Here is a 12,036-nt window from a genome sequence, read left to right on the forward strand (position 1 = left end):
AGTCTGCCGTGTATTATGCAGAAGCCTGAAAGGAATTATATGCTGTCTGTCGAAATGATAAGCAGACAAAATCGTTGTCATTATGTGTATATTAAGGGAGGAAATATGATGAGGCGTATTCTGCATATTGTGTTGATCACGGCATTGATGTTCTTAAATGTAATGTACACGTGCGAAGCTGTAAAGGCAGCTGCAGCTGAACCGCAACAGCCTATATCGATTGAGAAGGCAATACAGCAAAAAGAAGGACAGGCGCTTGTCGAAGGATATGCAGTCGGCCAGGCTGTTTCCCCGCAGCATTATAAGCTGACAAGCCCTTTTTCAAATGATTATAATGTTGCGCTGGCAGACCGTAAAAACGAGACATCGCCCGAACACATCCTTCCTGTGCAAATCCCCTCCGCCTTCAGAAGCCAATTTGGGCTGCAAACTAATCCGCTTCTTCTTGGGAAAAAGATAACGGTTCAAGGAAAGCTTGAAAATTACTTTAACACGACAGGACTTAAAAACGTTCAGTCGATGAACGTAACCGATGACACGAAAACTCCGCCGGCTGAACAGCCAGTGACCATAAATGAAGCACGGGGAAGGCTGAATGAAGAAGTAACGATAAAAGGGATCATTACAGCTGATCAAAACGCAATCGGAGGCGGGAAACTGTCGACCTTTTTGCAAGATGAAACAGGAGGCATTAACATTTATTCGCCATCCCCTGAACAATTTCCCGAATTAAAAGAGGGTATGGATGTCACGGTGACAGGGAAAATCACGTCTTACCAGGGGCTGAAAGAAATCGTTCCAAGCTCATCAGGCATCAAAATCAACCAGTCAAATCAATCCCTCCCAGCCCCCAAACACTTAACAATCAATGAACTTATTAACGGCAGCCTAGGTGATAAGTATGAAGGACGCCTTGTGAAACTAACCGCTTTTGTTTCCTCAATTCCAAGTTCTCCTGCCGGCGGCGGTTACAATGTAACAATGATTGATGACGACCATCATGCAATGACGCTCCGGGTTATGAATGAAACAGGGGTGATAGACGAGCTTGATGAGGGCCAATGGTATGAATTTACCGGTGTGTTAAGCAGATACCAAACCTTTCAGCTGCTTCCGCGAAAATCGGCTGACCTGAAGCTGCTTGAAGAGCAGCCTGCACCTCCGTCTGCGGAGGGAGAATATGAAGGGATTGTTGACCGGGTAGTTGACGGCGATACCATTCATCTCAAATCTCCGGTGCTTGGAACGACAAAAATCCGGTTTGTAAATGTAGATACACCCGAAACATATCACACACCAAAAAATGACGCAGATGAAAATCAATTAAGATTTGGCAAAAAAGCATCTGACTATCTAAAAACGGTTCTGTCCCCGGGTGATAAAATTACTGTCAAGGTCGGGAGTGAAGCCAAGGACAGCTATGGCAGATTGCTTGGACAAGTCATAACCGAATCAGGTTCCAACGTAAACTTAGAGCTTGTAAAAAATGGCTATGCTCCGACGTATTTTATTTGGCCGGTTGACAATGAAGAGGATTATCAGCAGTTTCAGGCCGCAGTAGCCGCTGCAAAAAAAGACCAAAAAGGAATTTGGAATGAAAACGATCCGCTCATGGAAATGCCGTTTGAATTCAGAGCCAGAGAGCAAGGGAAAGGCTTAACAAGATATGTGGGGGACTCGTCGAATAAAACATATGTGCAGCCAGCTGACTGGAAGAAGGTAGCTGTGGAAAACAGAATTTTCTTCGCTTCAGCAAGTGAAGCGGAGAGCGCGGGATATAAAAAAAGGCAAACGGCACCTCAAGAACATGTGCCGCTTAGAATTCTCAGCATGAATGATTTGCATGGCAAAATCGATCAGCAATATGAGCTTGATCTTGATGAAAATGGAATTGCAGACGGCACGTTTGGACGCATGGATTATGCCGCCGCATATTTAAAAGAAAAAAAGGCTGAAAAGAAAAACTCGCTGATTGTGCACGCGGGAGATATGATCGGCGGAAGCTCTCCAGTTTCCTCTCTTCTTCAAGATGAACCGACTGTAGAATTAATGGAGGACATCGGATTTGATATCGGAACCGTGGGAAACCATGAATTTGATGAAGGCACGGATGAACTGCTGAGGATCTTAAATGGCGGTGATCATCCGAAAGGCACAAGCGGATATGATGGACAGAACTTTCCCCTTGTATGTGCCAATTGTAAAATGAAATCAACTGGAGAGCCCTTTTTGCCGGCTTATGACATCATAAATGTGGAGGGCGTACCCGTTGCTTTTATCGGGGTTGTCACACAGTCGGCAGCTGGCATGGTTATGCCTGAAGGAATAAAAAATATCGAGTTTACAGATGAAGTGACAGCGGTGAATAAGGCGGCCGAAGAGCTCAAGAAAAAAGGCGTGAAGGCCATCGCGGTTCTCGCACATATGTCAGCTGGACAAAACGGCAACGCCATTACCGGTGAGTCTGCTGATCTTGCAAACAAAACAGATTCTGAAATTGACATGATTTTTGCCGCGCATAATCATCAGGTTGTTAACGGTGAAGTGAATGGAAAACTGATTGTTCAAGCGTTTGAATATGGAAAAGCGATAGGTGTCGTTGATGTAGAGATCGATAAAACGACAAAAGACATTGTCAAAAAGTCCGCGGAAATCGTATATGTTGATCAAAGTAAAATCGAACCGGATGTCAGCGCGTCAGCCATTTTAAAGAAATACGAAACAATTGCGGAACCGATTATCAGTGAGGTAGTCGGCGAAGCCGCTGTTGATATGGAAGGGGGGTATTCAAATGACGGCGATACACCTCTTGGAAACCTGATTGCGGATGGTATGAGAGCTGCCATGAAAACGGATTTTGCTCTTATGAATGGAGGCGGCATACGTGAAGCGTTGAAGAAGGGCCCGATTACGTGGGGAGATCTTTACAACATTCAGCCGTTTGGAAATGTGTTAACGAAGCTTGAGATTAAAGGAAAAGATTTAAGAGAGATTATCAATGCTCAAATCTCGCCGGTTTTTGGGCCTGACTACAGCATCAGCGGGTTTACGTATACGTGGGATAAAGAAACCGGAAAAGCAGTTGATATGAAAATGGCAGATGGCACCGAGATCCAGCCCGATGCCACATATACATTGACCGTCAACAACTTTATGGCGACTGCGACAGGAACCAAATATCAGCCAATCGGACTGCTGGGAAAAAATCCGGTGACTGGGCCAGAGGATTTGGAAGCGGCAGTTGAGTACGTGAAGAGTTTTGATGAGCCAATTGCGTATACAAAAGAGGGAAGAATTAAGCTCGCTGCAGCCAGTGATATTGAAGACCCTGTAACAGAAGACCCGATTACGGAAGAGCCTGGAGATGATCCGGGGACGGAGGATCCGATTAAAGAGGATCCAAGGCCAGATGAAGATTTGCATGATATAAAAGAAACTCCGGGAACAGCACCGGTTCATCAGCTTCCGCCTTCAGCCATTTCGAGATTCAATGAAATACCAATCAACAACACAAAAACCGCTGATACTGCTAATAGCATCAGCACATTGCCGTTACAAACCGAGACTGCGGAAAGCGGGTCTGATCATCAGCTTCCGGATACGTCAGCGGGCTACTATAACTTTATGGTGATCGGTGCGGCGGTGACATTGTCCGGAACTTATCTATATGTCAGAAGAAAAAGGAGCGCCTCCAGAACGTGAAAAAAGTTATTCCACTATTTATCATTGCTGCCGGCCTAGTGATCACAGGCTATGGAGGCTTTAAATTGATCGATACGAATATGAAAACGGAACAGACATTAAAAGAAGCAAAACTGGCGGCTAAAAAGCCGCAGGAACCTTTGGGGACAAAAAATAGCGCAGATCAAGCAAAGAACAAAGCATCATTTAAGCCTGAGACCGGCCAAGCGAGCGGCATTTTAGAAATACCGAAAATCAATGCAGAGCTTCCGATCGTGGAGGGCACCGATGCTAATGATTTAGAAAAAGGTGTCGGGCATTACAAGGACAGCTATTATCCTGATGAAAACGGACAAATTGTGCTGTCGGGGCATCGGGATACCGTGTTTCGCCGGACGGGAGAGCTGGAAAAGGGGGATCAGCTCCGCATTCTCCTGTCATATGGAGAATTCAGATATGAAATTGTAAAAACAAAAATTGTCGATAAGGATGACACATCTATTATCACCCTCCAGCATGAAAAGGAAGAGCTGATTCTGACGACCTGCTATCCGTTTTCATACGTCGGAAATGCCCCGAAACGCTATATTATATATGGAAAACGAGTGACTTAAAAAGCCGAGGCAGTGCCTGCGGCTTTTCTTCATGAAAAATATGTGCGGCAAAGGTTTTTCATATCAGCCGGGAAAGGGGCTTCAGCAACTATGAGCTCGTCTGTTATCGGGTGAACCGCTTGTACTTTATTGGCGTGCAGTGCCTGCCTGTTTACCAGCTTGCTCCCGCCTCCGTAAAGCGAGTCTCCTGTCAACGGATGTCCGATGCTCGCCATATGAACACGGATTTGGTGTGTTCTGCCTGTTTCCAGCTCTAATTCAACGAGCGACAGCCGTTCTTTCACATTGCTGGCCATTACCTTGAAATGAGTGACGGCTGTTTGCCCGCCTGGTGAAACCCGGCGTCTTGTCGGGTGTGACCGGTCTCTGCCGATTGGTGAATTAATTGTCCCTTTTTTCGTTCGTAGCTTACCTTCAGCGATGGCGGTATACGTACGCTTCAGCGTCTTTTTCTCTAACTGCTGGTCTAAGATGGCGTGTGCCAAACGATGCTTGGCAAAAACGATAGCGCCAGATGTATCCTGATCAAGACGATGGACGTGGCGCACCTTACATGTTTCGCCATTTATCTGATAATGATAAGCGATCAAATTAGCCAGTGTGCCGGTTTGCCCATCCTCATTCGGATGCGTCGCAATGCCAGCGGGTTTATTGACGATGAGCATATGATTGTCCTCATATAAAATATCAAGCTCGCCATACTCCGGAATGACCGAAGATGCTTCACTTTCCTGAAGATCAATGAAGACGCGGTCTCCCTTTTTTACAATCATATTGTTTAAGACCGATTCGTGATTGACCTTTATCTGTTGATGGGACATCCAGTCTTGTATCACTGGTTTAGAAGCTTTGAGCGCTGTTTTGAGTACGGAAAACAGCCATTGGCCGTCCTGTTTTTCATTGATGAGGATCTCAAGCCCTCTGCCTTTTTGGTTCATGTTAAATGGCTCCTTTTCGAAGCGGAAGGCTGCTGTTTCTCATAGGAAACACTTACCTTAGCTTTCGCGTTTTTTTCTGTGCTATTCTTGAGTAAGACTTAGGATATTCGATGGCAAGAAAGGTGATTGACGTGAGAATTGTGAACGCAGCAACTGCAGAACAGGAGAGCTTTATCAAGGAGCTGTCTATGGAGCTGATCCATGATGTATTTCCTCTTTATTTCTCCGAACTGGACATTCAGCGCTTTAAAAAGAAAGGCGTTCTGTCTTTAAATAACCATTATTACCAAGGAACATTAAAAGAAGCATTTCAAATTATGGCTTGTCTGCAAATGATACATATTATCCTGACCAAGCCTTCGCCGCACTCTGATTTGAGTGATCAGGCGATTTTTGAAAAAAACAGCAAGATGCTGAATGATTTTGGGATTTATTTTCCGTTTGCTTTTTCTGACTTTCAAAAGAAGACTAACAAAGCCTTTTTCGGTCAAAGAAGGCTGATATAATCATGCGGCAAGGGCTTTTCTATTTTTAGAAAAGCTCTTTTTGTATCAGAGAAATCATATCATAAAACCTTTCCTCTAACTCCCTTTTTAAACGGCTCGTGTCTGAACATACTAATGATTGAAAGGGGTGCTGACAATGAGTTCAGTTAAAGATACAATGACAACGCAGGTGGCAACCGTTTCTCCGAATCAAACGATTCAGGAAGCGGCTTCTCTAATGAAACAGCATAACGTCGGGGCGATCCCCGTTGTAGACCAAGGTGTTTTAAAAGGAATGCTGACTGACCGTGACATTGCATTAAGAACTACAGCTCAGGGCCGTGATGGCCAGACACCCGTTTCAGAAGTGATGTCAACAGAACTCGTATCAGGAAACCCTAATATGAGTCTGGAAGACGCGTCGCAGCTGATGGCCCAGCACCAAATCCGCCGCCTTCCTATTGTAGATCAAAACAATCTAGTCGGGATCGTTGCGCTTGGAGACCTGGCAGTCAATCAGATGTCGAACGAGTCTGCGGGATTAGCGCTGACAAACATTTCTCACCAAAACATTCATTAATAAGAAAGAGCTTGCAGTGTGCAGGCTCTTTCTTCACATAAAACCTTACTTTTTGAAAGCAGACTTGTTTCGGGGTATAGTTGAGTGTATACATATGTCTCAATTTGTACTAAAGGAGTTGTATCCAGTGATTAAAGCGTTAATTTTTGATTTTGACGGGCTTATTCTAGATACAGAAACACACGAATATGAGGTTCTTCAGGAAATATTTGAAGAGCACGGCTCAGTGCTGCCGCTATCTGTCTGGGGAAAGGTCATCGGAACTGCTGCGGGTTTCCGGCCTTTTGACTATTTAGAAGAGCAGATCGGGAAAAAGCTGAACCATGAAGAGCTCACACAATTGAGAAGAGAGCGGTTTGCTAAACGCATGGAATCAGAAAAAGCGAGACCTGGTGTCGAAGCGTATTTGAATGCGGCAAAGGATTTAGGCTTAAAAATAGGCCTTGCTTCCAGCTCTGATTATAAATGGGTGTCCGGCCATTTGAAGCAAATCGGCCTGTTTGATGATTTTGAAGTTATTCAAACGGCTGATGATGTGGAAGAGGTGAAGCCGAATCCTGAGCTCTATTTATTGGCGGCAAAGAACCTGGGGGTATCGCCAGCGGAATGTCTCGCGTTTGAGGATTCTGTCAATGGTTCGATTGCTGCGAAACGCGCAGGAATGAAGTGTGTCATTGTCCCGAATAAAGTAACGGGCACCTTGATGTTTGAAGACTATGATCACAGGCTTGAATCAATGGCGGAAATGGAGCTCGCCCTATTGCTTGATCATCTGAACTCACAAAACTAGAAAGGAGCGAGTAGGTTGTCTGAGAAATTAGATTTGACCCGTTTTGAAAAGAAAATGGTTATCCGCAATATCGAAGAGAAAGACATCGACAAGATTATCGATCTTCAAAAGGACTGCTTTCCAGGAATGGAGCCTTGGAAGCGGGAGCATTTAATCAGCCATTTGGAGCATTTTCCAGAAGGACAGTTTTGTGCAGAATTCGAGGGTGAAATTATCGGTTCGTGCTCAAGTCTCCTGATTAACTTTGATGAATATGATGACCGCCATACGTGGCAGGACATTACAGATGACGGTTATATCACCAACCATAATCCTGACGGCTTGAATATGTACGGAATTGAAGTCATGGTGCACCCGAAATACAGACGAATGAAGATCGGCCACCGTTTGTACGAGGCGAGAAAGGACTTAGCCAGACGCTTAAACCTGAAAAGCATCATCATAGGCGGACGGATTCCAAACTATCACAAATATGCAGAGGAAATGACAGCGAGAGAGTATGTTGAACAGGTGACACGCCACCAAATTTACGATCCGGTTCTTTCTTTTCAGCTGATGAACGGCTTTACCCTTATGCGAATTAACCCGAACTATCTCCCGGATGATACAGCTTCGATCAAGTATGCGACGCTGATGGAATGGAATAATGTGGATTATCTACCGCAGCAGACAAAACGCTATTATAAATCGGCGTTCCCTGTTAGAATTTGTGTGATTCAATACGAAATGAAGAAAATTTATTCCTTTGAGGAATTTGCGAATCAAGTAGAATACTATGTCGATGTTGCTTCCGACGCAAGATCTGATTTTGCGGTGTTCCCGGAAATTTTCACAACCCAGCTGATGTCCTTCCTTGAGGAACGGTCACCGAGCTTGGCGGTGCAGAGAATTACCGAGTATACAGAAGATTACATCAGCCTGTTTACTGACTTGGCTGTGAAGTATAACGTCAACATTATCGGCGGATCTCATTTCGTCGAAGAGGAAGGCAAGATCTATAATATCGCTTACCTGTTCAGACGGGACGGAACAATCGAAAAGCAATACAAACTCCATATTACGCCGAATGAACGCAAATGGTGGGGGATCAGCGCAGGTGACCAGGTTCGCGTGTTTGATACGGACTGCGGAAAAATCGCGATCCAGATCTGTTATGACATTGAATTTCCTGAGCTTGCCCGGATTGCGGCTGATAAAGGAGCCAAAATCATCTTTACGCCATTTTGTACAGAAGACCGTCAAGGCTATCTGCGTGTCAGATACTGTTCGCAGGCAAGAGCGGTTGAAAATCAAATTTATACGGTTATCTCGGGAACGGTTGGAAACCTTCCGCAAACGGAAAACATGGATATCCAATACGCCCAGTCAGGCATCTTTGCCCCGTCTGATTTTGAATTCGCCCGAGACGGCATTGTTGGCGAAACAAACCCGAATATTGAAATGGTCGTCATCGGCGATGTTGACCTGGAAATTCTCAGAAGACAGCGCCAAAACGGTACAGTGCGCCAGCTAAAAGACAGACGGCGTGATATTTATCATATTCAATATAAAAAATAATTCCCAAAAAACCCGCCTGAATTGGCGGGTTTTTTAAAACAAAAGCGGAATTGTTTAGGTGCTTTCTTTAAAAAAAGTAAATTGTATAGTGGAGGAGCCTTATGGAGTTTCTGTATTTTCGCCATTTCCTATATCATACAGAAATCGGCTAGGCTTCCATTGCTATTGCAATGGCTGTCCAAGTTGTTTCGAGTGCGACCTTTATCAGTACGATGCTGAGCATTGTCACTTTGCCTGTTTTGCTTTGGAAGCTGCATCCTCTTTCTTCTTGAGAAAGGGGATGTTTTATTATTTACGCGGTTTATTGACTCTGACCTGGTCTGGCTTTATATTGAAGGCAGGGGAATCATCACCAAGACATCACATAAAGAGAAGGTCTGTTTCAATTGAATTGGCATTATAGGGAACGCTAATGAAATGGAGATGATGGGGATGGAAAACATTCAGCAAAATCAGGGATTAAAGCAAAAAGATGAGCAATTCGTGTGGCATGCCATGAAGGGAGCGCATCAGGCGGACAGCCTGATAGCCCAGAAGGCCGAGGGGGCCTGGGTAACCGACATAGACGGACGCCGCTATTTGGATGCGATGTCCGGTTTGTGGTGCGTCAACATTGGTTACGGCAGAAAGGAGCTTGCGGAGGCTGCCTATGAGCAACTAAAGGAGCTGCCTTACTACCCGTTAACGCAAAGTCACGCACCCGCAATTCAACTGGCGGAAAAGCTGAATGAATGGCTTGGCGGCGATTATGTTATCTTTTTTTCCAACAGCGGATCGGAAGCAAACGAAACTGCTTTTAAAATTGCCCGCCAGTACCATCTGCAAAACGGCGACCACAGCCGTTATAAATTCATCTCAAGATATCGGGCATACCACGGCAATACATTGGGAGCGCTCTCAGCTACCGGACAGGCGCAGCGGAAATATAAATACGAGCCTTTGAGCCAAGGGTTCCTGCATGCAGCTCCGCCAGATATATACCGGAATCCTGATGATGCAGACACGCTTGAAAGCGCAAATGAAATCGACCGCATCATGACATGGGAATTAAGCGAAACGATTGCCGGGGTCATTATGGAGCCCATCATTACAGGCGGAGGCATATTAATGCCGCCGGACGGATATATGAAAAAGGTGGAGGACATTTGCCGGCGCCACGGAGCCCTTTTGATTTGCGATGAAGTGATCTGCGGGTTTGGACGGACAGGTGAGCCGTTCGGGTTTATGCACTACGGTGTGAAGCCTGATATCATTACGATGGCAAAGGGAATCACAAGCGCGTATCTGCCATTGTCAGCGACTGCTGTGAAACGGGACATTTTCGAAGCGTATCAGGGGGAAGCTCCTTATGACCGTTTCCGCCACGTGAACACGTTCGGCGGAAGCCCGGCTGCCTGTGCCTTGGCGTTGAAAAACCTGCAAATTATGGAGGACGAACAGCTGATTCAGCGATCCCGCGATCTTGGAGCAAAGCTTTTAGGTGAGCTTCAACCTCTGAGAGAACATCAGGCAGTCGGAGATGTTAGAGGAAAAGGGCTGCTGATTGGAATCGAACTCGTCAAAGATAAATTGACTAAAGAGCCGGCTGATGCCGCCAAAGTAAACCAAGTGGTTGCGGCGTGCAAAGAAAAAGGGCTGATCATCGGCAAAAACGGCGATACAGTCGCCGGCTACAACAATGTCATCCAGCTTGCGCCGCCATTTTGCCTGACAGAAGAGGACCTTTCCTTTATCGTGAAAACGGTGAAAGAAAGCTTTCAAACGATATAATATAAAAGTGATTTATTAAAGGAGCACATGATGAGTTTTCACAACCAGCCGATCTTACCGGCTATTCGCAATATGAAGCAATTTGATGAGTTTTTGAACAGTTCGTTCTCTTACGGTGTTATTCTTGATATTCATCTCGGCCAGCTGAAGGGCGTGATCAAAGAAGCGCAAAAGCACGGAAAGAACATGATGGTGCACGTCGATCTCATTCAAGGGATTAAGCATGACGAATACGGTGCGGAATTTATATGTCAGGATATCAAGCCCGCTGGGATTATTTCCACAAGATCGAACGTGATTGCCAAAGCGAAGCAGAAGAAAATTTATGCCATTCAGCGCCTGTTTTTGCTTGATACAAGCGCGATGGAGAAGAGCATGGAGTTTATCGGCAAGCATAAGCCTGACTTCATCGAAGTGCTTCCCGGCATCGTTCCGACACTCATTCAGGAAATAAAAGAGAAAACAGGGATTCCCATCTTTGCCGGGGGTTTCATCCGTACGGAAGAGGATGTAGAGCAGGCATTGAAAGCGGGGGCTGTAGCTGTCACAACATCTAATACCAAATTGTGGAAAAAATATGAAAACTTTTTGACGGAAAATGATTGACACCGCTTTCATGCACTGATACAATTGCACTAGGTTAATACATTGTGATGGAGAACTCGGAGACCACAGCAGCTCTTTACGGCAAATGTTCATGCACCCGTAAAGCGGTTTGTTGTGGTTTTTTTATACTCTTCTTCTCTATCATGCTTTTTAATCGTGACTTTAGGAGGAATGTGCTATGACAGCATTTTGGGGAGAAGTCATCGGTACGATGCTGCTTATCATTTTTGGTGCAGGTGTTTGTGCAGGTGTCAATTTAAAGAAATCGCTTTCATTCCAGTCTGGCTGGATTGTTGTTGTATTTGGATGGGGATTGGGTGTTGCCATGGCGGCATACGCGGTTGGCGGCATCAGCGGTGCCCATTTGAATCCGGCGCTAACGATAGCGCTTGCATTTGTAGGAGATTTTCCTTGGAAAGAGGTTCCGGTTTATATTGCGGCGCAAATGATCGGAGCGATCATCGGTGCGGTGATTATCTATCTGCATTACCTCCCGCACTGGAAGTCAACGGATGATCCCGCTGCCAAGCTGGGTGTTTTCTCAACAGGGCCCAGCATTCCGCATACATTTGCAAACGTTTTAAGCGAAGTGATTGGGACATTTGTCCTTGTACTTGGAATCTTGGCCATTGGGGCAAATCAATTTACAGAAGGACTTAATCCTTTAATCGTCGGTTTCCTCATTGTAGCAATCGGTATTTCTCTGGGAGGCACCACCGGCTATGCTATCAATCCTGCACGTGACTTAGGTCCGCGGATAGCCCACGCTTTTCTTCCGATTCCGGGGAAGGGCTCATCAAACTGGAAATACGCATGGGTTCCGGTAGTCGGCCCGATTTTAGGCGGATCATTCGGCGGCGTATTTTACAACGCTGCATTTAAAGGGCACATCACAAGCAGCTTCTGGATTGTAAGCGTTATATTGGTTGTGGTATTGTTAGGACTCTATGTTTATACGAAAGCACATTCTGCTAAAACATTATCAAATTCTAAATATATTTAATCAAAGGGGAGA

10 protein-coding genes are annotated in these 12,036 nt (G+C 45.3%); 9 read left to right on the forward strand and 1 reads right to left on the reverse strand.

Going from position 1 to position 12,036, the window contains the following annotated elements:
* Positions 1-39: 39 nt before the first annotated feature.
* Positions 40-3,702 (forward strand): endonuclease YhcR, encoded by a 3,663-nt coding sequence (gene yhcR / locus NSQ16_RS04905; RefSeq protein WP_230488410.1) that lies wholly within the window; start codon positions 40-42, stop codon positions 3,700-3,702.
* Entirely contained in the window at positions 3,699-4,295 is a 597-nt protein-coding gene (gene srtA, locus NSQ16_RS04910; protein ID WP_015715565.1) for a sortase SrtA, read from the forward strand. Before yhcR ends, srtA begins: the two co-directional genes overlap by 4 nt.
* A gap of 29 nt (positions 4,296-4,324) precedes the next feature.
* Here srtA and NSQ16_RS04915 read toward each other — a convergent pair whose 3' ends face one another.
* Positions 4,325-5,233, reverse strand: a complete 909-nt coding sequence (locus NSQ16_RS04915; RefSeq protein ID WP_230488411.1) for an RluA family pseudouridine synthase — start codon at positions 5,231-5,233, stop codon at positions 4,325-4,327.
* A gap of 110 nt (positions 5,234-5,343) precedes the next feature.
* Between NSQ16_RS04915 and NSQ16_RS04920 the strand changes: the two genes are divergently transcribed.
* The 7 genes from NSQ16_RS04920 to glpF all read left to right on the forward strand — a co-directional run bounded on the left by NSQ16_RS04920 (position 5,344) and on the right by glpF (position 12,024).
* A complete protein-coding gene (locus NSQ16_RS04920) occupies positions 5,344-5,739 on the forward strand; it encodes a YhcU family protein (RefSeq protein WP_003233401.1) in 396 nt (131 codons plus the stop codon).
* 136 nt (positions 5,740-5,875) lie between these two features.
* Complete coding sequence (locus NSQ16_RS04925; RefSeq protein ID WP_230488412.1) at positions 5,876-6,298, forward strand: CBS domain-containing protein; 423 nt, start codon at positions 5,876-5,878, stop codon at positions 6,296-6,298.
* A 127-nt stretch (positions 6,299-6,425) separates the two neighbouring features.
* Positions 6,426-7,088: an HAD family hydrolase gene (locus NSQ16_RS04930; protein WP_032730435.1), complete on the forward strand. Its 663-nt coding sequence runs from the start codon at positions 6,426-6,428 to the stop codon at positions 7,086-7,088.
* A gap of 15 nt (positions 7,089-7,103) precedes the next feature.
* Positions 7,104-8,645, forward strand: coding sequence for a bifunctional GNAT family N-acetyltransferase/carbon-nitrogen hydrolase family protein (locus NSQ16_RS04935; RefSeq protein WP_003245514.1), 1,542 nt, complete (start codon positions 7,104-7,106; stop codon positions 8,643-8,645).
* A 417-nt stretch (positions 8,646-9,062) separates the two neighbouring features.
* Positions 9,063-10,415 carry an aspartate aminotransferase family protein gene (locus tag NSQ16_RS04940; protein ID WP_230488413.1) on the forward strand — a complete coding sequence of 451 codons (1,353 nt, stop codon included), beginning with the start codon at positions 9,063-9,065 and terminating at the stop codon, positions 10,413-10,415.
* Positions 10,416-10,442: 27 nt separating this feature from the next.
* A complete protein-coding gene (gene glpP, locus NSQ16_RS04945) occupies positions 10,443-11,021 on the forward strand; it encodes a glycerol uptake operon antiterminator GlpP (protein ID WP_227098306.1) in 579 nt (192 codons plus the stop codon).
* Between the two features lie 178 nt (positions 11,022-11,199).
* Positions 11,200-12,024 carry a glycerol uptake facilitator protein GlpF gene (glpF, locus tag NSQ16_RS04950; RefSeq protein WP_230488414.1) on the forward strand — a complete coding sequence of 275 codons (825 nt, stop codon included), beginning with the start codon at positions 11,200-11,202 and terminating at the stop codon, positions 12,022-12,024.
* The last annotated feature ends 12 nt before the right edge of the window (positions 12,025-12,036 follow it).

The sequence above is a fragment of the Bacillus sp. PS108 genome (assembly GCF_037963335.1).
In the GTDB taxonomy this organism is placed as follows: domain Bacteria; phylum Bacillota; class Bacilli; order Bacillales; family Bacillaceae; genus Bacillus; species Bacillus subtilis.

Bases quoted from the DNA above. Each gene is read 5' to 3' on its own strand.
- NSQ16_RS04915 (WP_230488411.1), bottom strand. From the start codon at position 5,233: ATGAACCAAAAAGGCAGAGGGCTTGAGATCCTCATCAATGAAAAACAG.
- glpP (WP_227098306.1), top strand. From the start codon at position 10,443: ATGATGAGTTTTCACAACCAGCCGATCTTACCGGCTATTCGCAATATG.
- NSQ16_RS04925 (WP_230488412.1), top strand. From the start codon at position 5,876: ATGAGTTCAGTTAAAGATACAATGACAACGCAGGTGGCAACCGTTTCT.
- NSQ16_RS04940 (WP_230488413.1), top strand. From the start codon at position 9,063: ATGGAGATGATGGGGATGGAAAACATTCAGCAAAATCAGGGATTAAAG.
- NSQ16_RS04920 (WP_003233401.1), top strand. From the start codon at position 5,344: ATGGCAAGAAAGGTGATTGACGTGAGAATTGTGAACGCAGCAACTGCA.
- yhcR (WP_230488410.1), top strand. From the start codon at position 40: ATGCTGTCTGTCGAAATGATAAGCAGACAAAATCGTTGTCATTATGTG.
- glpF (WP_230488414.1), top strand. From the start codon at position 11,200: ATGACAGCATTTTGGGGAGAAGTCATCGGTACGATGCTGCTTATCATT.